The organism is Vibrio sp. YT-15, from assembly GCF_033337445.1.
In the GTDB taxonomy this organism is placed as follows: Bacteria; Pseudomonadota; Gammaproteobacteria; order Enterobacterales; family Vibrionaceae; genus Vibrio; species Vibrio alginolyticus.
Window position 1 is genome coordinate 14,685 of the sequence record NZ_JAWOQR010000006.1, and the last position, 23,109, is coordinate 37,793.

Below are 23,109 nucleotides of genomic sequence, written 5' to 3' on the forward strand. Positions count from 1 at the left end.
ACAACAATCGAACATTTTTTGTTCGTATTGATATACTATTCAATTCTGTTTGACGACCTGACGAGAATATTCATATGACAGAGAGACGACGCTTTTCACGTATTCTCCATCAAGCTCCAGCTAAGATAGAACAACGTGACTTGGTAATTGAAGCTAGGATTCAAGATCTTTCCTTGCATGGTTTACTCATGAAAGTGGAAGAGACTGAGGCTTTGGATCCAACCCTTCCAGTCCATGTGACTTTTTCATTTGATCAATCCGAACAAGTGATTACGTTAAAAGCGCAAATTGTGAATGTCTCTAAGTGTGAGGTTAGGTTGAAGATCGCTAAGATAGACATCGAAAGCATTAGCCAACTAAAACGATTTATAGAATTGAATGTAGGCAATAACGACCTTCTGAATCGAGAGTTAGAGCACCTCTCTGGTTTTTAGGAGAAAAATAAATGAACGCCTATTTAAGTAACAATAACTATGTCTAAAAAAATCATCATGCAGATCCCGACGAAAGACGGCGATCAGCAGTTCTATTTGGGCCGCAGTTCGGTCCTAGCAGTATTTGCTTCAGTATTGGCATTACCCGCCGTCGTTGGTGGCGCGTGGTACCTTAATCAGCAGCAGATGCACAATAAAGACGAACTAACACAAATCATCGCCAAACTGGAAAGTGAAAAGGCCGAAGTGACGGCTCTTTACGAAGAACAGCTTGATACCAATCATTCGCTTTCCCAATCTTTGACGGACAAAAACAATCAAATTCAGCTATTGGGCAAACGGGTATTCGACGTTGAATCGGTTTTAGGTCTCGCAGACGAAGAGTTGATGATCGATGAGAACAGCATGGGGTTAGAGGAGCGAATTGACGCAGCCGCTATCGATTCTGCTGTTCGCGCGACGATGTTCCGTTTGATACCAAATGACAGTCCAGTCACATACCAACGTATTTCTTCTTCTTACGGCAGTCGTATTAATCCGATTTCAGGTAAGAGGCATGTTCATACTGGTATCGATCTGACTTGTAAAAGAGGAGAAGAGATCCTGGCACCGGCTGACGGTGTGGTGGAAACCGTTCGCCCGAGCAATCGTGGTTATGGTAACTATGTCACCATTCGTCACTCATTTGGCTTTATGAGCTCCTTTGCTCATCTACAACGCTTCAAAGTGAAAAGCGGTCAGTTTGTTAGTAAAGGCGACATCATTGCTCAATGCGGTAACTCTGGCAACTCCACAGGGCCACACTTGCACTATGAAGTACGCTTCCTCGGACGAGCACTCAACCCTCAATACTTAATGGAGTGGACACCAGAAAACTTCAATGACGTCTTTGAAAAAGAGAAAAAAGTGAAATGGGGACCTTTGGTTCAATTGATTGATAACGTTGTACGCCTACAAGTCAATTTAACCAATTCACCCTATCGCGATACCAGTATCAACACAGTATCAAGTGAAGATACGAGTAATACTGCGACGAACTGATTTGTCCATCAACACGAAAAAGAGCAGCTTACGCTGCTCTTTTTGTTTCGGACTCTGCACGGCTAAATGACCCGTGATTAGCCGCGATGAATATTATCATTCGCCTGTTTGAGTAAGTTTTGGCTCTCATTCATAAATTGTTGAGAATAAGTACCAAACCAATCACTCACCTGCTTAAAGCTTTCGATGAATCGCGCTTTGTCTCTGCTATCCAGAATCGCTACCGCATCACCTAAACGCTGATGGAATCGCTTGATCATATCGATATTCTCTTGAGAAGAGAAAATGATATCACCGTACAAGTTCGGATCCTGACCAAACAGTCGTCCCACCATCGCCAATTCAAGGCGGTAGATTGGCGAGCTTAACTTCAACAACTGATCGATGTTCGGGTTCTCTTTGCTTAGGTGCATACCGTAAGCAAACGACGTGAAGTGGCGCAACGCCTGAATCAACGTCATGCCATGATCGTGCTCTTGTGCATCGATTTGGCACAAGCTTGCGCCCCAAATTCCAAACTGTTGCAATAGCCATTGGTAATGCTCGTGACCACGACCATCACAGTACACAATAACCTGCTTGGCAAGGCTCGGAACATCTGGGCCAAACATTGGGTGTAAACCAACTACAGGACCTTGGTGCACATTCAACATTGCTTGCAGAGGCTTCGACTTGATAGAAGTCAGGTCACACAGAATACAGTCTTGCGGCAAATTCCCCAGTTTTTCGATCACCCCTTCCGTTAGATGAATCGGCACCGTGACCACGACTAAACCCGCGTTGTCTAGAATCTCATCCGCATGATCCCAGTCTTTACTGCCGAGAACTTTGACCTGATAGCCCGACAATTTGAACATACGCCCAAACAGGCCACCCAATTGACCATTACCACCAATAATAACAATTGAGCGTAAATCAGGGTTCAAACACTTAAAACCGGAATCTTTCTCGCTGGCATAAGACTCACGCATTGTTCGACGCAGAATATCTTCAATAAGCTGTGGAGGAATTCCCATTTTTTCAGCTTCAGCGCGACGAGAAGCTAACATCGCCGCTTCGCGGTCTGGAGCATAAATTGGCAAACCATGTTCGCTTTTTACTTCCCCAACTTTCTCTACGAGCGCTAAACGCTGAGCCAATAGCTCCAACATTTGCTTGTCGACTGCATCAATCTGATCGCGTAATGCGTTAAGTTCAACTGCCATTGATGTTCCTTAAATCCTGTATTAATTAGCCTTTAGACGATTTTCTAAGAAAGGCACTAGCTCTTCATGTGCATGACATAATAGTGCCTCAGTTGAATCCCAATTGATACATGCGTCAGTGATAGATACACCGTATTTCATCTCTTCAAGAGCTAAGTCAGAAGATTGATTTCCTTCATTGATATGGCTTTCAATCATAAGACCGATAATAGATTTATTGCCTTCACGGATTTGATGAATCACATCCTCCGCGACTAGTGGCTGGCGACGGTAATCTTTACGTGAGTTGGCGTGACTGCAATCCACCATTAATGAAGCATCAAGACCAGATTTCGCCATCTCTTGCTCACACTCAGTGACTGATACCGAATCGTAGTTAGTTTGCTTGCCGCCACGTAAGATCACATGTCCATTAGCATTGCCCTGGGTGGTTAATAGTGCGACTTGTCCCTCACGATTAATTCCCATAAAACGGTGGCTAGAGGACGCAGCTTGCATCGCGTTAATTGCGGTTGCCAAACTGCCATCCGTGCCATTCTTAAAACCGATTGGCATAGACAGGCCGCTTGCCATTTCACGGTGAGTTTGTGACTCCGTCGTACGAGCACCGATGGCTGCCCAGCTAAAAGTATCCGCCAAGTATTGTGGGCTAATTGGGTCTAGAGCCTCAGTCGCGAGCGGGATTTCCATCTCTGCCAACTCCACCAGAAGTTCGCGTCCAACATGCAGACCGTGTTCAATATCGAAACTGCCGTCTAGGTGTGGGTCATTGATCAGGCCTTTCCAGCCGACCGTGGTGCGCGGCTTCTCAAAGTAAACACGCATAACAATATACAGTTGGTCACTTAGTTGTTCAGAGAGTGCTTTAAGTCGCTTTGCGTAATCCTTCGCCGCTTCTACGTCGTGGATAGAACATGGACCGCATACAACAAGCAGGCGGTGATCCTTCTTGTGAATAATATTAGCGATAGTTTGACGAGACTCTTGAATAAAGCGACGTGCTTTTTCACTCAAAGGAAGCTTGGTTTTTAGTTCCTCCGGAGTAATAAGAACCTGTTCTTCGATAATATTAATATTGCTCAACTCACTTTTCTGCATAACTCTAACCTGTATATTTATTTTTACACCCAACCAAACCTTTGGTGAGACAACTAAGCTTTAACGACAAGATAACAGGCTAAAAAAGAAAAACAAGCGTACAGAATAAAAAACATTTAGTGTAAACCTAGGTTTACAGTTAAATAAAAAGCCAAAGTATAATTAACTTTGGCTTCTCATCGCTGTTTTGAATCTTTTACAAGAGGTTTAGCTAGTCAAGCGTTTCATCGCTTCACTCGCCGCTTTCCACTCTTGAGATAGCTTAAGTTCGCTTGGAGAAAATGACTGTTTTTTCAGTAATCCATCCGCGAGTGGCACGGTTGAAACCGGTAAGTTGTCTAATACCTCAACGTGCGCTTCTCGTTTATTACACATTAACAACATATCGCAACCAGCTCTCAATGCTTGAGCACCTCGCTCGGCTGGGCTGCCCATAATCGCAGCGCCTTCCATGGTCAAGTCATCCGAAAAAACCAAACCTTTAAAACCCAATTGCTGACGCAGGACCTGTTTTAACCAGTATTCAGAACCGCTGGCTGGTTGAGCATCATAATGTGGGAAAATCACGTGAGCAGGCATCATGGCATCTAAAATACCGGCATCAATTTGCGCTTTGAAGATCGCCATATCTTGTTCAAAAATATCACTGCGCTCATCGTATGGTGTTTCTAGATGTGAGTCTGCAATCACGCCACCATGTCCAGGGAAGTGCTTGCCTGTCGTTGCCATGCCAACACTCTTCATTCCCTGCATATATGCAGTGCTATAGCGAAGAATGGTATCGGCATCTTCACCGAATGCGCGGTTACCGATCGCTTTACATTGATGGCCTTGGTCAAGTACCGGGGCAAAGCTTAAATCAATATCATGGGCAATCAGCTCTGCTGCCATTAACCAACCGCCCATACGAGCAAGCTCTTCACCATTTTGATGTTTAGCGTACTCATCAGCAGCAGGAATTAATGAGAAACCTTCACGAAAGCGCTGCACTCGGCCGCCTTCTTGATCCACACCGATCAAAAACGGGCGCTTAGCCGCCTTTCGGATGGATTGAGTAAGTGCTTGAAGCTGTTCGCTATCATGATAGTTGCGAGCAAATAGAATTAAGCCACCAACCGTAGGATGCTCCAAGATTTCTTTGTCTTCAGCGGTCAGTTCATACCCCGCAACGTCAACCCATAACGGTCCCATGTTTTCTCCTCAAAATCGGCTGAATATCTCGTATTCGATGAGGTTATTCGCTTCAGATTTGCTTTACAATAAGTGAATGAAGAATTGACGAGATCGGCTATGAAATTTAACGAACTATACATTGGTGTGATGTCTGGAACGAGTATGGATGGTGTTGATACCGCTCTAGTTGAAATAAGCGATGAGCATGTTCGCCTGATTGCGCACGACGACTACCCAATGCCCGCAGCACTAAAAGACATGCTGTTATCTGTTTGTACCGGTCAAGCAACAAATTTAAAAGCCATAGGTGAACTTGACCATCAGCTCGGCCACCTATTTGCAGATGCTGTGTTACAGCTGCTCAATAAGTCTGGTTACGTCGCAGAGCAAATTCGTGCGATTGGTAATCACGGTCAAACAGTGTTCCATCAGCCTACCGGAAACTTGCCGTTTACCACTCAATTGGGCGATGCCAACATTATCGCGGTCAAGACAGGCATTGATACGGTAGCGGATTTTCGTCGTAAAGACATGGCGCTAGGTGGACAAGGTGCCCCACTCGTCCCTGCTTTCCATAAAAGCATTTTTGCGATGCAGGATTCCACAACTGTGGTGCTTAACATTGGAGGCATTGCCAATATCTCTGTACTGCATCCAGAACAACCAGTCATTGGCTATGACACAGGCCCGGGCAATATGTTGATGGACGCATGGTGTGCGCTGCATAAAGGGCAAAGCTTCGACGAAGATGCACAATTTGCACTTAAAGGAACGGTAAACGCTACTTTGTTGACTCAATTACTCAAAGAAGCTTACCTCACCATGCCAGCCCCTAAAAGTACCGGACGAGAACTGTTCAATATTGACTGGCTGCATCAACAAATGGTCCATCACAAGTTACCAATCGAAGACGTACAACGTACACTTTGCGAGTATTCTGCAATTACCATTGCCAACGAAGTCGACAAGTTTTCTCATGGCATCACACCTCAACTATTGGTCTGTGGCGGTGGAGCAAGAAACCCGCTTTTGATGCAACGACTGGCCAAGTTATTGCCACAATGGAGCGTTGCGACAACGGCAGAAAAAGGTGTTGATGGCGATTACATGGAAGCAATGGCGTTTGCTTGGCTTGCGCAGCGCCATATTCACGGCCTCCCCAGCAACTTACCGGAAGTTACGGGGGCAAGTCGTCTCGCTTCACTGGGTGTACTCTATTCAAAAAATTAAGGGCAATAGATCCTAAACAAAAAGGCTTAATTCATTATGACGAACGATGCACTTATCGCAGCTTTATCCCATCTGGTATCTGAAGGGCGAAATCCAGACACCATGGACATCGACTTGCTGCCTTCTCTCGATATTGTTCAACGCATCAACCAACAGGACAAACTCGTTCCTCTTGCCGTTGAAAAAGTATTGCCTGAGATCGCTGAAGCCGTTGATAAGATCACGGAAGCATTTAAGGTCGGAGGTCGGTTGTTTTACATCGGTGCGGGTACCAGTGGTCGACTTGGCGTTTTGGACGCTTCAGAATGCCCACCAACTTTTGGCACAGATCCAGAGATGGTCGTTGGTATTATTGCCGGTGGAAAAGAGGCAATGTTCCGTGCAAAAGAAGGGGCGGAGGACGACCCTACATTAGGCGAGCAAGATCTTAAAGAGAATACGCTAACACAACGCGATGTCGTCGTTGGTATTGCGGCAAGTGGACGAACACCTTACGTGATTGGTGGCTTAGAGTATGCGAACGAGCTTGGTGCCACCACTGTAGCACTATCTTGTAACCCTGACTCTCCGATTGCAGATATTGCCGATATTGCGATTAGCCCCGTTGTTGGACCTGAAGCGTTAACGGGGTCCACTCGCTTAAAATCAGGGACGGCACAAAAACTCGTACTAAACATGCTCACTACCGCAAGCATGATTCGCCTGGGCAAAAGTTATCAGAACTTAATGGTAGATGTGAAAGCGACGAATGCAAAGCTAGTTGCAAGAGCGGCTCGTATTGTTATGCAAGCAACAGATTGTACTAACCAAGAGGCTAAAACGGCGCTCAAAGAAACGGACTACGACGCCAAGTTAGCGATTTTGATGATTTTAACCGGGCTGGATAGAGAAAGCGCGACTGAGCAACTGAACGCCAAGCAAGGATATTTAAGAAAAGTCGTGATCGCGCAAACTAATCAATCTTAATCAATAAAGCGCCTCACTTATTTAAAAGTCAGGCGCCTTTTATGGCTTAATTTAGTAGTTTAATCGTTCAATGTGAGTAATACCGACTTTACCTTCAAGGTCACTGAACATATGAACCATTGCTGGGTATGGTTGTGCTCCAGGGTAGACAACTTCTGCATTACAGAAAAACGCATAGTTTTGTCCGGCTACGACTTGAGTAGCCACAACCAAAGGGGAGTATTTGACACCGACAAACCCCTCGATACCTTTAGCAAATACTTCTTTATTCTCTGCTGTGAGTTCATGAAATGGACTCCAGCCACCAGCCATTTGCGTTGACATAATGTGATTCCTTTTTTTCTGTGCTCACTATCAAGCAGTATGAACATAGTTTAATAAGGAAGATTTTGCCACATTTATGTGATGCAGACAGTGTAACAACGGCTTTATTGACTATTAATTTGAGTATTCATTCCAACCACGTTGCCATTCCATGCGGAATTTTTGCGCTTGCTCAGTACCTTCACAAACCCCTTCGTAATACTGACCAGATAACCCCATTTGATACGCAAAAGCAGGGTTACAGTACTCACGTAAACCTTCTAAATAACCTTGGTCGTAGTCACTTTGCTTAACACTACCCAACTCACGAAGCTCGCTCATCGTGCGCGATGTGTGTCCGGTTATGCCATCTTGATATCCGATCTGATGCCAATCTCCCGACTTGGCAAGATCTGCTGTCGTTGCTGTGCATCCTGCAAGTAAAGCCAGTGCCAGACCTACCGTTACCTTTTTCATGGTTCTTCCTTAAGTAATTGTTTTCAAAAATAAGCTTACCACTAATTATTGGCGCTTGCCGCTGAGCTTGCAGATTTAACCACTGATGACTCAAATCAGCCGCTCAAGACTGTCATCAACCTTTCGCCATTTTTAAAAACCGCTCAAGCAGCATATCGACCACTCAGTGCTCTATTCGACCACTCATCTACTAACCGAATGCATTTAACACAAGTGACGCATAACATGCATCCTGAGATTAAAAAATTACCCTACCCAACTAAGACCAAGGACAATTGCTATGATGTGGTTTCTAACCTGTGTCGCAGCCCTAATCGGCGGATACTTCATCTACGGTGCTTTCGTCGAGAAGATTTTCGGCATCAATGAAAAACGCCAAACGCCAGCTCACACCAAATCGGACGGTGTTGACTTCGTTCCAATGTCAACAAAGAAAGTTTACCTAGTTCAACTACTTAACATCGCAGGTGTTGGTCCAATTTTTGGCCCGATCATGGGGGCACTATACGGTCCTGCGGCGATGCTTTGGATTGTAGTCGGTTGTATTTTTGCTGGTGCAGTACACGATTACTTCTCAGGCATGCTTTCAGTGCGTAACGGCGGTGCATCTGTACCTACCATTACAGGTCGCTACCTAGGTAATGGCGCAAAACACTTTATGAATATTTTTGCCATTGTCCTATTGCTTCTAGTTGGCGTAGTGTTCGTTTCAGCCCCTGCTGGCATGATTACTAACCTCATCAATGATCAAACAAGCTTGAGCGTAAGCATGACTACAATGGTTATTGCTATCTTTGCTTACTACATCATTGCGACGATTGTTCCTGTCGATAAAATCATTGGTCGTTTCTACCCACTGTTTGGCGCCCTACTTATCTTTATGTCTGTTGGTCTAATGACAGCCGTTGCTTTCTCTAGCGAACACACAGTAATGGGTGACTTCCAAGTTTCGGACATGTTCTCTAACCTCAACCCAAATGACATGCCGTTATGGCCTGCATTGTTCATCACTATCGCATGTGGCGCTATCTCTGGCTTCCACGCAACTCAGTCTCCACTGATGGCGCGTTGTATGGAAAATGAGAAAAACGGTCGCTTCGTATTCTACGGTGCAATGATTGGTGAAGGTGTTATCGCGCTAATTTGGTGTGCTATCGCTCTGTCTTTCTTCGGCTCTCTAGACGCTCTATCAGAAGCTGTGAAAAACGGTGGCCCTGGTAACGTGGTATACAGCGCATCATTTGGTCTGCTAGGTGTGTTCGGTGGTATCCTTGCGTTCCTGGGTGTGGTTATCCTACCAATTACGTCTGGCGATACAGCGTTCCGTTCAAGCCGCTTGATCCTTGCTGAATACTTCAACATGGAACAAAAAACGCTACGTAACCGTCTACTGATGGCACTTCCACTGTTCGTTATCGGCGGTATCTTAACTCAAGTAGACTTCGGCATTATCTGGCGCTACTTCGGTTTTGCAAACCAAACAACAGCGGTAATGATGCTTTGGACTGCGTCCGCTTACCTACTGCGTCACAACAAGCTGCACTGGATTACCACTATCCCAGCTATCTTCATGACCACGGTATGTGTCACGTTCATCTTAAACAACAGCTCGCTAGGTTTTGGTCTGCCAATGCAACTATCAACTATCGTAGGTATTGTGTTTGCCCTAGCTGTGACAGGTTACGTTATCAAAACCTCTAAGGGTAAAGGTGAAACTGAACTGGCTGACGAAGAGAAACCACAAGCCGTATCAGAAACAGCGTAATACTCGTCACATCTGAGTGACTAAGATAGGAGCCTGCCAATTGCAGGCTCTTTTTGTTTTATACCCAAGTCACTTTAAGACTCAGAAAGCACAGCATCATTTACTTAGCTGTTCTTATCTATCTGAGCCAAGCATCTTGAGGTTACTTAGGTATACAATAACAACATTGATTCTAGGTTAGGTTCATTATGGAACTGGTCATCTCCCTTTTACAACAGATGTGTGTGTACTTAGTTTTGGCTTACATGCTAAGTAAAACGCCAATCATCTTACCTTTGCTGAGTATTTCTTCGCGCTTAAGCCACCGCCTAATTTGTTACGTACTCTTCTCTGGCTTTTGTATTCTCGGCACCTATTTCGGTCTGCACATCAACGATGCTATTGCCAATACTCGTGCGATCGGCGCAGTTATGGGCGGGCTGTTTGGTGGACCTGTTGTAGGTTTCGCCGTCGGATTTACTGGTGGCATTCATCGATACTCTCTTGGTGGCTTTACTGACCTCGCCTGTGCAATTTCAACCACCGCCGAGGGCGTAATTGGTGGCTTGCTCCACGTTTACCTTATCAAGCGAAATAAAGGCGCATTGCTGTTTAATCCAAGCGTTGTATTCAGCGTCACGTTTGTTGCAGAAGTGGTGCAAATGATTTTGCTGCTCGCCGTCGCGAAACCTTTTGATCAAGCCTATGAACTGGTGTCCGCTATTGCAGCGCCTATGATCATCGCGAACTCATTTGGTGCGGCGTTGTTCATGAGTATCCTGCAAGACAGAAAAGCAATCTTTGAAAAGTTTTCTGCGACGTTTTCGCGTCGAGCGCTCACCATTGCTGATCGCTCAGTGGGAATTCTAAGCAACGGCTTCAACACCGAAAACGCAGAGAAAATCGCGCGTATTATTTACGAAGAAACCAAAGTGGGCGCTGTCGCGATTACTGACCAAGAAAAAATCTTAGCGTTTGTGGGCATTGGCGATGATCACCATAAACCAAACACGCCGATTTCATCGCAAAGCACATTAGACTCCATGGAGAAAAACGACATCATTTATCTTGATGGCGCGGAGCGTCCATACCAATGCTCCATTGCAAAAGATTGCAAGCTCGGATCTGCGCTGATCATCCCACTGCGTGCAGGGAAAGAGGTCATTGGTACCATAAAGCTGTATGAACCGAAGCGTAAATTGTTCTCGACGGCCAACATGTCGATGGCGGAAGGAATAGCCCAGCTTCTATCTAGCCAAATCCTTTATGGCGATTACCAACAACAACAAGCCTTACTCGCCCAAGCAGAAATAAAATTGCTTCACGCTCAGGTGAATCCACACTTTTTGTTTAATGCACTCAATACTATTAGTGCGATTACTCGTCGTGACCCTGACAAAGCGCGCGAGCTAATCCAAAATTTATCGCACTTCTTCCGCAGCAATTTAAAGCAGAACATTAATACCGTGACGCTAAAGGAAGAGCTTGCACATGTGAACTCGTACTTGAGCATCGAAAAAGCGCGTTTTACGGACCGCTTAGAGGTTGAAATCGATATTCAACCTGAATTGCTGGACATCAAATTACCAAGCTTTACACTCCAGCCTTTGGTTGAGAATGCCATTAAGCATGGCATTTCAAACATGCTTGAAGGTGGTAAAGTTCATATATACAGCGAAGCACACCCACAAGGTCACTTGATTACCGTCGAAGACAACGCAGGCAGTTTTGAACCGCCAAAAGAAAACCACTCAGGGCTAGGTTTAGAAATTGTCGACAAACGTCTCACTAATCAATTTGGACGTGATGCAGCGCTAAAAATTACGTGCGAGCCACATCAATTTACTAAAATGAGCTTTATCATTCCCCCAAAATCATAAAAGCACGCTGAAGCAATAAAGGTAATGTTGGATGTTAACCGCACTCGTCATTGATGATGAACAGTTTGCTCGTGAAGAGCTAGCAGAGTTACTGGATGAAACAGGCCAAGTTGAGGTCGTGGGCGATGCCTCAAACGCAATCCTTGGCCTAAAAAAAATCAATGAACTTAAGCCTGATGTGGTGTTTCTCGATATCCAAATGCCTCAAGTCACGGGGATTGAACTACTTGGGATGCTTGATCCAGAAACCATGCCTTATGTGGTTTTTGTCACGGCTTATGATCAGTATGCGATTCAAGCATTTGAAGACAATGCCTTTGATTACTTGCTCAAACCTGTCGACCCATGCCGGTTAACTAAAACGGTCAAACGACTAAACAAAGTCATTAGCCAATCCGCCCTAACGCAACAACTGTCTGCTATTACGCCTGACACTTTAGATCAGATACCGTGCATCGGACACAACCGCATCGTTATCATGGCCACCGACACGGTGGAATGTGCTTACAGTGATATCAGCGGCGTGCATGTACGCTCCACCAGCCAAACCGCGAGCACCCAACTGACATTAAAAACGTTGGAAGAGAAAACCCCTCTAGTCCGCTGCCATCGTCAATACTTAGTCAGTATTAAAGCGATTAGCGAAATCAAGTTACTGGAAAATGGGTTAGCGGAAATCATCACCAAAACAGGCTTTGAGATACCAGTAAGCCGCCGCTACTTAAAGGTGCTCAAAGAGATGCTCGGCATTAGCCACTAACACAAAAACTTCACACATCATCGCTGAGTTTCCGCTAGCGTATAAATAGGACGCTCTGAAAAGACGAGGCGATGATGTATAAAGTTTTATTCATATGTAAGCACAACGCTGGACGAAGCGTCCTCGCGGAGTCAATCGCAACCAATATCCTGTCAGCAGATTTTAGTGTCACCAGTGGAGGCTCACATCCCACAGGCAAGGTGCACCCAGTGGTGCAAAAATATTTAGATGACCACCAACTCCCCATTCCGCATATCCACACACATTCATGGGAGGAGCGAACTCAGTTTCTTCCCGACATCGTTATTATTCTCTGTGATTCTTTACATCAAGAAACCGCTCCTCAGTGGCTTGCAGGTGGTGTTCGAGTAAACTGGCAAGTTGATGCTTTTCCGACCGATGGTTCTGATGAAGACATGTACGCACATTGCGAAAAGGTTGCTCAATCGCTTGAGCGAAGAATCACGAAGATGTCTGATATGATTATCGATGGTTTAGGAAAAGACCAAATTCGTGATTACCTAAATGAGTTAAGAGAGATGTAAAAAAGGCGACCCACAGGTCGCCTTTTGAATATTCGATAAATGGAGATTAATCCACTTGCTTGATTTGCAGTTCTTTAGGTACTTCAAAGAACATATTCTCTTCGCGACCAAGTACTTCATCAACCGCTTCGGCACCAACGAGTTCTTTGATTCGCTCTAGAATCTGATTAACGAGCTCTTCCGGAGCAGATGCTCCCGCAGTCACGCCGACCTTTGTTTTGCCTTCGAACCACTCAGGTTTGATATCTTCCGGACAGTCGGTTAAGTAGCCAGGTGTCCCTAGCTTTTCAGCTAGCTCTTTAAGACGTGTAGAGTTTGATGAGTTTTTAGAACCCACCACAACCATCACATCTACGTCACCAGCTAATTCACGTACGGCATCTTGGCGGTTTTGTGTCGCATAACAGATATCGTCTTTACGTGGACCTTGGATATCTGGGAACACGCGGCGTAGCTCTTCGATAACATCGGCAGTTTCATCGACAGAAAGCGTCGTTTGGCTTACGTAATGAAGATCGGATGGATCTTTCACAATCGCCTTCAGTTTCTCAACATCGGCTGGAGTTTCAACCAAGTACATACCACCGGTTTCACTGGCGTATTGCCCCATCGTACCTTCGACTTCAGGGTGACCTGCGTGACCAATCAGAACCACTTCCATATTACGACGGCTCGCACGCGCCACTTCCATATGCACTTTGGTTACTAAAGGGCACGTTGCGTCAAATACGGTCAAATCACGCTGCTTGGCTTCCTGACGAACTGCCTGCGATACACCATGAGCGGAGAAAATCACAATGTTGTTGTCTGGCACTTCGTGCAGTTCTTCAACGAAGATAGCACCACGCTGTTTTAGACCTTCAACCACAAAACGGTTATGCACCACTTCATGACGCACATAAATCGGTGGCTGATACATCTCTAGCGCACGCTCTACGATGCTAATCGCGCGGTCAACACCAGCACAGAAACCACGTGGGTTAGCTAACAGGATTTTCATTTCATTGCTCATGGAAGTTATCTTTTATTTGGTTCGCTATTCTACTGACAAAATTTCAACTTCGAAAGTCACGTCTTGTCCCGCGAGTGGATGGTTGAAGTCCACAGTTACTGAGTCGCCAGCAATCTCAGTAATGATGCCTGGGATTTCCATGCCATCAGGGCCACTGAAGGCCATGATTGTACCAACTTCCACTTCTGCATCACCTACAAATTTAGTGCGATCCATATAGTGAATATGATCAGGGTTTGGCATACCAAACGCGTCTTCTGCCTTTAGCTCAATCGCTTTTTGTGCGCCTGTTTCGAGGCCGATCAAGCATTGCTCAAAGTTTTCACTCAAGCTGCCATCACCCATAACAAACTTCGCTGGTTTACCCATGTTATGAGTACTATCTGCAACCGATCCGTCTTTCATTTTAATCGTAAAGTGAAGGGTTACTACCGATTCATTGGTTATTGTTGTCACGTTAATGCTTCCTTGTTCTTGGGTTATTACGCTGTCAGCTTGGTCTTTTTATACATTGATATGCTGATTGGCGCTCCAACATAATAAAAAGCGTCGCTCGAATCAACGGACGACGCTTAGGGTTATTCGATATACCGCAAAAGATTACTTGTCAGCGTCTTTTTTACGGAAGCCATCCAGAATAATCATTGCCGCACCAATACAGATCGCCATGTCAGCAAGGTTGAATGCTGGCCAGTGGTAGTTACCCCAGAAGAAGTCTAGGTAATCAACAACAAAGCCATGAACGACGCGGTCAAACACGTTGCCCACTGCACCACCAATAATCAGTGCATAAGCAATGTTGTTCCATTTTTCTTTTGCTGGAAGCTTACTCATCCAGTAGGTCAAAAGACCCGTCACAACAAACGCGATACCTGTAAATAACCAGCGCTGCCAACCAGCTTGATCGCTCAAGAAGCTGAAAGCGGCACCGTAGTTATGAACGTAAAGTAGGTTGAAGAATGGCAACACCTCAATTCGGTTTGCCCATCCGTAGCCCATGTTGTCCATCACCACCAATTTGATGCCAATATCTGCAATAAATACCAGAATTGCTAACCACAGCCAGCGAACTCCAGATTGCTTTAACGTCAGTGCTTTTTCACTCATTACTTTACCTACAAACAGCCCCAGTAAATACTGGGGCTGTTAATTTTAAAAAAAGTTCAGTCGTTCTAGGCAATTACGCGAATTTACGTACTTCACCTTCGCCGTCTACGTTAGACACACAACGACCACAGATTTTCTCGTGACCTTCGATTGTGCCTACGTCTGGCGTGTGGTGCCAACAACGGTCACACTTCTCGCCTTCAGCTGCTGCTACTTCAACAAACAAGCCTTCGATATCCGTCGCTTGTGCTGCATCAGTCTTCTCACCTAGAGGCTTAACTTTCGCCGCAGAGGTTAGTAGAACAAAGCGCAGTTCATCTTCAAGTTTGTTGATCTTCGCCGCTAGTGCGTCATCAGCAAATAGAGTCACTTCAGCTTGTAGTGCACCACCAATGGTTTTCTCTTTACGCGCATCTTCTAGAAGTTTGTTAACCGCACCACGAACCGCTTGGATCTCAGTCCAGAATTCGTTGTTCAGCTCTTCACCTTCAGCAAGACCGAATAGGCCGTCGAACCACTCACCAGTGAATACGAACTTGTCGCGTTGACCTGGCATTTCGTTCCAGATTTCATCTGCAGTGAACGACATGATTGGCGCCATCCAACGGACTAGCGCTTCTACGATGTAGTAAAGTGCTGTCTGACAGCTACGTTGAGCGTTGCCGCCACGTTTTGCTGTGTACTGACGGTCTTTAATTACGTCTAGGTAGAAAGAGCCCATTTCGATTGAACAGAATTGCATTAGACGCTGAGTTACACCGTGCGTGTTGTACTCTTCGTATGCTTTAACAATCTCTTCTTGTGCTGCTAGTGCACGACCAACCGCCCAGCGATCTAGCGCAACCATCTCTTCAACAGGAACGATGTCTGTTTCAGGGTTGAAGCCGCTCAGGTTAGCTAGGAAGAAACGCGCTGTGTTACGGATACGACGGTACGCATCTGCGCTACGTTTTAGGATTTCATCAGAAACTGCAACTTCACCAGTGTAGTCTGTAGAAGCAACCCATAGACGAAGAATGTCAGCACCTAGCTTGTTGGTTACGTCTTTTGGCGCAACCACGTTACCGATAGATTTAGACATCTTACGACCCTGACCGTCAACCACGAAACCGTGTGTCAGTACTTGTTTGTAAGGTGCTTCGTCTTTCATCGCAATAGATGAAATTAGAGAAGACTGGAACCAACCGCGGTGTTGGTCAGAACCTTCTAGGTATAGGTCTGCACTATTGCCGTTGTACTCTTCACGAGCATCAACAACAGAGAAGTGAGTAACACCTGAATCGAACCATACGTCTAGCGTATCTAGCACTTTTTCGTATTGGTCAGCGTCAGCACCTAGTAGTTCAGCGGCATCTACATCCCACCATGCTTGAATGCCTTTCTCTTCAACCAGCTTCGCGACTTTCTCGATCAGCTCTAGCGTGTTTGGATGAAGTTCTGCTGTTTCTTTATGAACAAACAGAGCAATTGGCACACCCCAAGTACGTTGACGAGAGATACACCACTCAGGGCGACCTTCGATCATACCTTCGATGCGGCTTTGACCCCACTCAGGCATCCACTCTACATTCTTGATTGAGTCTAATGCTTTAGCACGTAGGCCAGCTTGGTCCATAGAAACGAACCATTGAGGTGTAGCACGGAAGATGATTGGAGTCTTATGACGCCAACAGTGTGGGTAGCTGTGCTCGTAAGCGTGGTGATGTAGTAGTGCACCTTTTTCTTTTAGTACTTCTACTACTGCATCGTTCGCTTTAAATACGTGCTGACCAGCAAATAGCTCTGTATCTGGTAGGTAAACACCGTTTGAGCCAACTGGGTTTGCTACTTCTAGGTTGTACTTGTTACCAACCGCGAAGTCTTCTTGACCGTGACCAGGAGCAGTGTGAACAACACCAGTACCTGAATCAGTCGTAACGTGATCACCAAGGATCGCCGGTACAGTGAAATCGTAGAATGGGTGTTGGAATTGAGACAGCTCTAGATCCGCACCTTTAGCAAAGCCAAGGTTGTGGAAGTGCTCGATACCCGCACGGTCCATTACGTCTTTCGCCAGCTCAGCAGCAACGATAATACGCTCAGCGTTGTCGCCTTCTGTTTGGATAAGCACGTACTCTAGATCATCACGTAGACATACTGCGCGGTTTGCTGGCAGTGTCCAAGGTGTTGTTGTCCAGATAACGATAGATACGTCACCGTGACCTTCATGACCTTCTGTCAGTTCAAACTTAGACAATAGTGCCGCTTCGTCAGCCGTTTTAAAACGAACGTCGATAGATGGCGATACTTTATCTTTGTACTCTACTTCCGCTTCAGCAAGAGCAGAACCACAGTCTGTACACCAGTGAACAGGTTTGAAACCTTTTAGCAGGTGACCATTGCTTGCGATCTTACCAAGAGCACGAATAATGTTCGCTTCAGTTGCGAAATCCATAGTGCGGTATGGCTTGTCCCACTCACCCATGATACCAAGGCGTTTGAAGCTCTCTTTCTGACCTTCAACCTGACCTGCTGCGTATTCACGACATTTCTCGCGGAATTCCGCTGCTGTCACTTTTTGGCCTGGCTTACCTACTTTCTTCTCTACCATTAATTCGATTGGTAGACCGTGGCAGTCCCAGCCTGGGATGTAAGGTGCGTCAAAACCTGAAAGTGTTTTGGATTTAATAATAATGTCTTTAAGAATCTTGTTTAGTGCGTGACCAATATGAATGTCACCATTTGCGTAAGGAGGGCCATCGTGCAATACGAATGACTTTTTGCCTTTCTTAGCTTTACGGATTTCACCGTAAAGATCTTCTTTGTACCAACGCTTAAGCATTTCTGGCTCACGATTGGCCAGGTTGCCGCGCATTGGAAACCCTGTTTCAGGTAAGTTCAGGGTATCTTTATACTCACTCATCGATTCTTAATTCCGTTATATTGGGCGAAAATTAGACATTATGTTGAACGGTGGAATAAACCGCTCAACGCTTAAGCTGACGCAGCCACACCCTTGCTGCTTCAGCATCCAATTCGATTTGTTGTTTAAGTGCTTCAAACGACTCAAACTTTTGCTCATCTCGAAGTTTATGCAAAAGTTCCACTTCTAGTTGCTTGCCATATAAATTGGCATGAAAGTCGAATAAGTGCACTTCTAACTGTTGGCGAACACCATTGACGGTTGGTCTTTGACCAATATTAGCAACACCACCAACTGGCTTATTTCCTAAGCCAAGCGCTTGAACAACATAGACTCCGGAAACCGGAGAAACACAGCGTTTCAAAGGAATATTTGCAGTAGGGAACCCAATGGTTCGACCTAGCTTTCTTCCGTGAGAAACACGACCGCTGATGCTGTAGTTTCTTCCCAGCATCTGTTGCGCGGAATGCAAATCGTCACGCGCCAGCGCTTGACGGATAGCCGTACTGCTGACACGTAATTGTTGTAAACAAAAGCTCTGGGTACTTACGACATCAAAGCCGTATTTTTCCCCTGCTTCCTGCAGCATTGCAAAGTTACCTGTACGGCCTTTGCCAAAGCAGAAATCATCACCAACGACAAGAAACTTAACACCCAAACGCTCGACCAACAAGTCACGGATAAACTCTTCCGCGGTTAAACTTGCAAAATAGCGATTGAAATTGACACACAGTAAGCGGTCAATATCGAGCTTACTCAATTGCACGAACTTATCGCGTAATCGCGTCAACCTTGCAGGTGCCTTGTCTTTGGCAAACAGCTCCATCGGCTGAGGTTCAAAGGTCATCACAACAGAAGGCAAGGATAGCCTGTCCGCTTGCTCAGACACTTGCTGCAATACTTGTTGATGGCCTTTATGGACACCATCGAAATTGCCAATAGTCAGCACACAACCATGATGTCGCGGGTTGATATTGTGAATGCCTCTAATCAGTTCCATTGGATACTGCTTTCTGCCTCTGTTTTACTTTACACTGTGTGAAACTGACGGATTATATACTAATCACCCTCAGTCTGTCCCAGCTTTTAGGTCTTTTAAACGCGCACCAGTTAAAAATAGAACCACTAGGTAAACCACTGCTCCTAAACCGATCAACATCCCTAGCACCGCGCTTCGGTGAGCAAAGCTCCAGCCCAGCCATACTGACATATCTTCCAGTTGCCATAAGATTGCCGCCACCATCGCCGCGCCAGCAATAGCTAAACGTATAATAAAGAAGACGGTTCGCTTAGTGATTTGGTATACCTCTGCGATGTGCAGGCCACGATACAGTAGTGCCATATTCACAAATGCCGATAGTGCTGTCGCGATAGCCAAGCCAACGTAGCCATAGAAGTACGCAAAAATTGCATTAAATACCATGTTGGTCACCATCGCAATGATGCCGTATTTCACTGGCGTTTTGGTGTCTTGACGCGAGTAATAACCCGGAGCAAGCACTTTAATCAGCATAAAGTTCAACAAGCCTGAAGCGTAAGCAAAGAGTGACAATGATGCTTGATGTACGTCTTGTGGCGAAAACTCACCTCGCATGAATAACACCATCAACATAGGTTTTGCCAGTACCATCAAACCAAGCATTGCAGGAAGGCCAAGTAAGATCACCATGCGCACCCCCCAGTCCATGGTTTGTGCGAATCCTTCATTTTGTGCGTCAACATGTTTGCGTGATAATGCTGGTAAAATCACCGTTGCAATAGCAATACCAAACAGACCTAACGGGAATTCCAACAAGCGATCTGAATAGTACAACCAACTGATCGAACCGGTTTGCAGAAAGCTGGCAATAAAAGTATCAAACAACAAGTTGATTTGGCTTACCGACACACCGAACAAAGCAGGAATCATTAAGGTTCGGATCTTCACCACGCCCGGATCGCGCCAGCCCCATTTTGGCTTAACCATAACCCCCGCTTTAATAAGGAAAGGGATTTGAAATAAGAACTGAACCAAACCACCAAGGAAAACACCGATGGCAAGACCAATCTCTGGCTGTGACATCTGCGGCGAGATAAACCATGCTGCCAAAATGATCATTACGTTGAGGAAGACGGGAGTAAACGAAGAAACCGCAAACTTACCTAGTGTATTAAGAATGGCTCCCGATAGGGCAACAAAAGTGATGAACCATAAATAAGGAAAGGTAATCTTGAGCATCACGCTAGCAAGTTCGAACTTCTCAGCCGCGGGACCACCATGCATCCAGTCTAGGAACCAACCAAAACCAAACAGTGCAGTCACCACACCGGAACCTAGAACACCTAAGATGGTAACAATTGAGACTATCACCCCCAACGTGCCCGCTGCACGAGCAATGAGCTCCCGAGTTTTATCCATGTCGCCTTGAGCATGGCTTTCCGTTAAAACAGGTACAAACGCTTGGGAAAAAGCACCTTCAGCAAACAAACGTCGTAAAAAATTAGGAATTTTATTGGCGAAGAAAAAGACGTCTGCGCTTGCTCCTGCCCCCATTAAATTTGCCACTACAACATCACGAACTAGGCCAAGAACGCGGGAAATAAATGTCATAGCACTGACGATCATGCCAGACTTGAGTAGTCGTTTACTCACTGTAACCTCGGAATATCACCATAAGACAGCTAACCCTATACTGTTTCTCTGACAGGTGCTGCAAATAGACGTCAAAAATCTATCCGCGGGTTGTAAGGAATAAGTGTGCCTTTCGCGGATAATTATTAGCATTGGTATAAAAATGCTGTTAGAATCCCCGCCATCTTAACCGCGATAACCTCTCTTACCAAAATTTGTTTTGGCTTAGATCGGTTTTTGCACAAATCATTTGACATTTAAGCGCAAATGAGGGATATTCCTCGCCCTTAAATTGTCACAGAACTAAGTTTTTGGGAGTTAGACCCTTGGCAAATAGTAAATCTGCTAAGAAGCGCGCTATCCAAGCTGAGAAACGTCGTCAGCACAATGCTAGCCGTCGCTCAATGATGCGTACTTACATGAAGAAAACTGTTGCTGCTATCGAAGCAGGCGACAAAGAAGCTGCAACTGCTGCATTCGCTGTAGTTACACCTATCCTAGACCGCATGGCAACTAAAGGCCTTATTCACAAGAATAAAGCAGCTCGCCATAAGTCTCGTTTCGCTGCACAAATCAAAGCTCTTTAATAGAGTCCTGATTTTACAGTGAAGAAAAAACCGACCTTGTGTCGGTTTTTTTATATCTACAAAATTTTCTTAATAAAAAAAGCTGGCAATGCCAGCTTTTCTTTTTCTGAATGTCCCATTTAAAGACATCAGCTTATTCATTACCCATATAACGCTCAAACTAGAAACCACTAATAAAACACTTGAGAACAAAGCAAATTGGTCGATGAGTAGTACCCTATCATCAAAAGTTTAACGCCACTCTCAAATATTCCAACAAGTTAGATTCACACTCTAAGATGAGCAGTATATTAGGACTATTTAATTAATGTTGAGCACTCTCAGCACAATAAAGACTATGCAGTGTTTTTATTAACGCTTTCACTTCATCACTCTTTAATGTGTAGTACACCGTTTGTGCTTCTTTCCTTGTCGTGACTAACTCATCACGGCGAAGCCAAGCAAGATGCTGAGATAATGCCGACTGGCTTAGCTCTAACTTTGCACACAGCTCTCCCACGGACAGCTCTTGGTTATGCAGCATACAAAGGATTTGTAGGCGTCTCTCGTTTGCCATCGCTTTGAGCAACACGACGGCTTTTGCGGAGTTCTGCTCCATTTCTTGTAGATTCATGTGTTGGACCTCTAGCTACAACTTACTTATTCCAACCCTGGCCAGCTTGTTGTGTTGCACTGATTTATATATCTAAAAAAATCAAGATACACTTCCAGAGTCTTCATTATTAGAACCTCTAATTTAGTTGTTAGTGATACACCAATATTATCCACCAAGGATTTTAATTGGTGCGCCATCAATAATTAATAGTTTTGCTCACTAAAACAAGTATCTTGCTTACTTAGATATTATTTAGAATTATATTTTTATTGATAGTAATCTATTTATTTACGCAACGATACGGGTTTACTCAAACATTTGACTGAAATCAGCATCACAAACATTTTTTACCGCGGGGTGTTGGATCATTCGTTCCGCAAAAATCACGTAGTACTCTTCTTTTAGCCCATCGACATGGCCAATTAGCTGTAAATTTCGGTCGTCTTCAATCTCCGACATGTATACGGTCGGTGCCAAGAAAATCACATCATCGTGGTACCGAGCAAAAGCTTTCATCAACGCAACATCATCAAACTCCCCCAGCACATTGGGTTGAAGGCCTTGACGATCAAACCATTGAATAACTTTACGCCCCATAGCCGTTCGGCTCGCGGGAATCAGAAGTTTTTTTTGTTCCAAGATCTCAGGGAATCGCACATTTTCAATTTCAGAAGAAGCAAAAAAGCTCATGCTACTTTCACCTAACTTTTTGCTATAAAGGCCAGGACTTTGAGTAGAATCAACGGGACAATCTGAAAGGATCATATCTAGCTTGTGCTGAGAAAGGCGTTCAAGTAGCAGTTCGTGGGTTGATTCATAACAGCGTAAATGAATACTGTTATCTTCCGGGACGGTCGTCATCAGTACTTTACTGACCAAGCGTTTAGATAACGCATCGGCTACACCAACTTCAAATAGAATGTTCGAGTGCTGGCTGTAATTGACGATATCTAACATCTCATAACTCAAACCGAACATCCGGTCGGCGTACTTAAACACAAGCTGACCTAACTCAGTGGGCTCAACTGTACGACCATTGCGCTTGGTTAACTTTCCTTTCATGCGCTCTTCAAGCGCTTTAATCTGTCCTGTCACGGTTTGCGGTGTCAGGAAGAGCGCGTCAGCCGCCTTAGTTACAGAGCCCTGTTTGCACACCATCCAGAAATAATAGAGATGGTTGTAGTTTAGATGTGACATGATCGAGTCCCGAAAAGAAAGTGATACTTTTTATACCAAATGTGACAGAGACAAACAATAAACTCGACAAAACCATACAATACCTTACAAAAGCATAAGTTTTACCGAAAGTATAAAGTCAACACTGTCATAAAAGTTGAACTGAGGCGCATTTTCTCTACAAAAAAAAACGCAAAAACCAAACAAAACGAAATCAAAATTTAACCATTAAAATCAACAAGTTAAAAATTAATTTTCTTCCT

22 protein-coding genes are annotated in these 23,109 nt (G+C 44.9%); 9 read left to right on the plus strand and 13 right to left on the minus strand.

The genetic code is table 11. From position 1 onward, the window contains the following. Nucleotides 1-74 precede the first annotated feature (74 nt). Entirely contained in the window at nt 75-434 is a 360-nt protein-coding gene (locus R7D93_RS13030; RefSeq protein WP_017636157.1) for a PilZ domain-containing protein, read from the plus strand. A 39-nt stretch (nt 435-473) separates the two neighbouring features. Continuing rightward, complete coding sequence (locus tag R7D93_RS13035; RefSeq protein WP_005381900.1) at nt 474-1,475, plus strand: M23 family metallopeptidase; 1,002 nt, start codon at nt 474-476, stop codon at nt 1,473-1,475. Nucleotides 1,476-1,552: 77 nt separating this feature from the next. Here the strand turns inward: R7D93_RS13035 and tyrA are convergent, their stop codons facing one another. The 3 genes from tyrA to nagZ all read right to left on the minus strand — a co-directional run bounded on the left by tyrA (nt 1,553) and on the right by nagZ (nt 4,969). Further along, nucleotides 1,553-2,680 carry a bifunctional chorismate mutase/prephenate dehydrogenase gene (tyrA, locus tag R7D93_RS13040; RefSeq protein ID WP_213970530.1) on the minus strand — a complete coding sequence of 376 codons (1,128 nt, stop codon included), beginning with the start codon at nt 2,678-2,680 and terminating at the stop codon, nt 1,553-1,555. A 21-nt stretch (nt 2,681-2,701) separates the two neighbouring features. Next, a complete protein-coding gene (locus tag R7D93_RS13045; protein ID WP_213970531.1) occupies nt 2,702-3,778 on the minus strand; it encodes a 3-deoxy-7-phosphoheptulonate synthase in 1,077 nt (358 codons plus the stop codon). Nucleotides 3,779-3,985: 207 nt separating this feature from the next. After that, entirely contained in the window at nt 3,986-4,969 is a 984-nt protein-coding gene (gene nagZ, locus R7D93_RS13050; protein ID WP_005381905.1) for a beta-N-acetylhexosaminidase, read from the minus strand. Nucleotides 4,970-5,068: 99 nt separating this feature from the next. On the opposite strand from nagZ, the gene R7D93_RS13055 reads away from it, so the two are divergent. Together R7D93_RS13055 and murQ are read left to right on the plus strand one after the other, a co-directional pair. Next, complete coding sequence (locus R7D93_RS13055) at nt 5,069-6,181, plus strand: anhydro-N-acetylmuramic acid kinase (protein ID WP_064377041.1); 1,113 nt, start codon at nt 5,069-5,071, stop codon at nt 6,179-6,181. 36 nt (nt 6,182-6,217) lie between these two features. After that, nucleotides 6,218-7,147, plus strand: coding sequence for an N-acetylmuramic acid 6-phosphate etherase (gene murQ, locus R7D93_RS13060; protein WP_005381910.1), 930 nt, complete (start codon nt 6,218-6,220; stop codon nt 7,145-7,147). A gap of 51 nt (nt 7,148-7,198) precedes the next feature. Here the strand turns inward: murQ and R7D93_RS13065 are convergent, their stop codons facing one another. Together R7D93_RS13065 and R7D93_RS13070 are read right to left on the minus strand one after the other, a co-directional pair. Next, nucleotides 7,199-7,471 (minus strand): hypothetical protein, encoded by a 273-nt coding sequence (locus R7D93_RS13065; RefSeq protein WP_005381911.1) that lies wholly within the window; start codon nt 7,469-7,471, stop codon nt 7,199-7,201. A 114-nt stretch (nt 7,472-7,585) separates the two neighbouring features. Further along, nucleotides 7,586-7,927: a DUF2799 domain-containing protein gene (locus tag R7D93_RS13070; RefSeq protein WP_005381912.1), complete on the minus strand. Its 342-nt coding sequence runs from the start codon at nt 7,925-7,927 to the stop codon at nt 7,586-7,588. A 280-nt stretch (nt 7,928-8,207) separates the two neighbouring features. On the opposite strand from R7D93_RS13070, the gene R7D93_RS13075 reads away from it, so the two are divergent. The 4 genes from R7D93_RS13075 (at nt 8,208) to R7D93_RS13090 (ending at nt 12,856) form a co-directional block, all read left to right on the plus strand. Then, nucleotides 8,208-9,692 (plus strand): carbon starvation protein A, encoded by a 1,485-nt coding sequence (locus R7D93_RS13075; protein WP_005381914.1) that lies wholly within the window; start codon nt 8,208-8,210, stop codon nt 9,690-9,692. A gap of 188 nt (nt 9,693-9,880) precedes the next feature. Then, nucleotides 9,881-11,551, plus strand: a complete 1,671-nt coding sequence (locus R7D93_RS13080) for a sensor histidine kinase (RefSeq protein ID WP_005381915.1) — start codon at nt 9,881-9,883, stop codon at nt 11,549-11,551. A 31-nt stretch (nt 11,552-11,582) separates the two neighbouring features. Next, nucleotides 11,583-12,311, plus strand: a complete 729-nt coding sequence (gene btsR, locus R7D93_RS13085) for a two-component system response regulator BtsR (protein ID WP_005381917.1) — start codon at nt 11,583-11,585, stop codon at nt 12,309-12,311. 71 nt (nt 12,312-12,382) lie between these two features. Beyond that, nucleotides 12,383-12,856 carry a low molecular weight phosphatase family protein gene (locus tag R7D93_RS13090; RefSeq protein ID WP_064368997.1) on the plus strand — a complete coding sequence of 158 codons (474 nt, stop codon included), beginning with the start codon at nt 12,383-12,385 and terminating at the stop codon, nt 12,854-12,856. Between the two features lie 46 nt (nt 12,857-12,902). Here the strand turns inward: R7D93_RS13090 and ispH are convergent, their stop codons facing one another. From ispH to murJ, 6 genes are all read right to left on the minus strand, one after another. Then, the gene (gene ispH / locus R7D93_RS13095; RefSeq protein WP_005381920.1) at nt 12,903-13,868 is read right to left on the minus strand and encodes a 4-hydroxy-3-methylbut-2-enyl diphosphate reductase; all 966 of its coding nucleotides are present in this window, start codon (nt 13,866-13,868) and stop codon (nt 12,903-12,905) included. A 24-nt stretch (nt 13,869-13,892) separates the two neighbouring features. Then, nucleotides 13,893-14,324 (minus strand): FKBP-type peptidyl-prolyl cis-trans isomerase, encoded by a 432-nt coding sequence (gene fkpB, locus R7D93_RS13100; RefSeq protein WP_005381922.1) that lies wholly within the window; start codon nt 14,322-14,324, stop codon nt 13,893-13,895. Between the two features lie 144 nt (nt 14,325-14,468). Next, nucleotides 14,469-14,975 (minus strand): signal peptidase II, encoded by a 507-nt coding sequence (lspA, locus tag R7D93_RS13105; RefSeq protein WP_005385948.1) that lies wholly within the window; start codon nt 14,973-14,975, stop codon nt 14,469-14,471. A gap of 73 nt (nt 14,976-15,048) precedes the next feature. After that, the gene (gene ileS / locus R7D93_RS13110; RefSeq protein ID WP_137281726.1) at nt 15,049-17,877 is read right to left on the minus strand and encodes an isoleucine--tRNA ligase; all 2,829 of its coding nucleotides are present in this window, start codon (nt 17,875-17,877) and stop codon (nt 15,049-15,051) included. Between the two features lie 64 nt (nt 17,878-17,941). Next, a complete protein-coding gene (ribF, locus tag R7D93_RS13115) occupies nt 17,942-18,877 on the minus strand; it encodes a bifunctional riboflavin kinase/FAD synthetase (protein ID WP_137281725.1) in 936 nt (311 codons plus the stop codon). Nucleotides 18,878-18,946: 69 nt separating this feature from the next. Further along, on the minus strand, nt 18,947-20,509 hold the full coding sequence (gene murJ, locus R7D93_RS13120; protein ID WP_005381936.1) for a murein biosynthesis integral membrane protein MurJ: 1,563 nt from the start codon (nt 20,507-20,509) through the stop codon (nt 18,947-18,949). A 305-nt stretch (nt 20,510-20,814) separates the two neighbouring features. Here murJ and rpsT point away from each other — a divergent pair, with 305 nt between their 5' ends. Continuing rightward, complete coding sequence (gene rpsT / locus R7D93_RS13125) at nt 20,815-21,075, plus strand: 30S ribosomal protein S20 (protein ID WP_005381938.1); 261 nt, start codon at nt 20,815-20,817, stop codon at nt 21,073-21,075. A 304-nt stretch (nt 21,076-21,379) separates the two neighbouring features. Here rpsT and R7D93_RS13130 read toward each other — a convergent pair whose 3' ends face one another. Continuing rightward, nucleotides 21,380-21,688 carry an ArsR/SmtB family transcription factor gene (locus R7D93_RS13130; protein WP_005381940.1) on the minus strand — a complete coding sequence of 103 codons (309 nt, stop codon included), beginning with the start codon at nt 21,686-21,688 and terminating at the stop codon, nt 21,380-21,382. A gap of 288 nt (nt 21,689-21,976) precedes the next feature. Beyond that, the gene (gene nhaR, locus R7D93_RS13135) at nt 21,977-22,867 is read right to left on the minus strand and encodes a transcriptional activator NhaR (RefSeq protein ID WP_005381942.1); all 891 of its coding nucleotides are present in this window, start codon (nt 22,865-22,867) and stop codon (nt 21,977-21,979) included. Nucleotides 22,868-23,109: the final 242 nt, after the last annotated feature.

Coding starts and splice junctions, on each gene's coding strand:
- R7D93_RS13030 (WP_017636157.1), top strand. CDS start 75: ATGACAGAGAGACGACGCTTTTCACGTATTCTCCATCAAGCTCCAGCT.
- R7D93_RS13035 (WP_005381900.1), top strand. CDS start 474: ATGTCTAAAAAAATCATCATGCAGATCCCGACGAAAGACGGCGATCAG.
- tyrA (WP_213970530.1), bottom strand. CDS start 2,680: ATGGCAGTTGAACTTAACGCATTACGCGATCAGATTGATGCAGTCGAC.
- R7D93_RS13045 (WP_213970531.1), bottom strand. CDS start 3,778: ATGCAGAAAAGTGAGTTGAGCAATATTAATATTATCGAAGAACAGGTT.
- nagZ (WP_005381905.1), bottom strand. CDS start 4,969: ATGGGACCGTTATGGGTTGACGTTGCGGGGTATGAACTGACCGCTGAA.
- R7D93_RS13055 (WP_064377041.1), top strand. CDS start 5,069: ATGAAATTTAACGAACTATACATTGGTGTGATGTCTGGAACGAGTATG.
- murQ (WP_005381910.1), top strand. CDS start 6,218: ATGACGAACGATGCACTTATCGCAGCTTTATCCCATCTGGTATCTGAA.
- R7D93_RS13065 (WP_005381911.1), bottom strand. CDS start 7,471: ATGTCAACGCAAATGGCTGGTGGCTGGAGTCCATTTCATGAACTCACA.
- R7D93_RS13070 (WP_005381912.1), bottom strand. CDS start 7,927: ATGAAAAAGGTAACGGTAGGTCTGGCACTGGCTTTACTTGCAGGATGC.
- R7D93_RS13075 (WP_005381914.1), top strand. CDS start 8,208: ATGATGTGGTTTCTAACCTGTGTCGCAGCCCTAATCGGCGGATACTTC.
- R7D93_RS13080 (WP_005381915.1), top strand. CDS start 9,881: ATGGAACTGGTCATCTCCCTTTTACAACAGATGTGTGTGTACTTAGTT.
- btsR (WP_005381917.1), top strand. CDS start 11,583: ATGTTAACCGCACTCGTCATTGATGATGAACAGTTTGCTCGTGAAGAG.
- R7D93_RS13090 (WP_064368997.1), top strand. CDS start 12,383: ATGATGTATAAAGTTTTATTCATATGTAAGCACAACGCTGGACGAAGC.
- ispH (WP_005381920.1), bottom strand. CDS start 13,868: ATGAGCAATGAAATGAAAATCCTGTTAGCTAACCCACGTGGTTTCTGT.
- lspA (WP_005385948.1), bottom strand. CDS start 14,975: ATGAGTGAAAAAGCACTGACGTTAAAGCAATCTGGAGTTCGCTGGCTG.
- ileS (WP_137281726.1), bottom strand. CDS start 17,877: ATGAGTGAGTATAAAGATACCCTGAACTTACCTGAAACAGGGTTTCCA.
- ribF (WP_137281725.1), bottom strand. CDS start 18,877: ATGGAACTGATTAGAGGCATTCACAATATCAACCCGCGACATCATGGT.
- R7D93_RS13130 (WP_005381940.1), bottom strand. CDS start 21,688: ATGAATCTACAAGAAATGGAGCAGAACTCCGCAAAAGCCGTCGTGTTG.
- nhaR (WP_005381942.1), bottom strand. CDS start 22,867: ATGTCACATCTAAACTACAACCATCTCTATTATTTCTGGATGGTGTGC.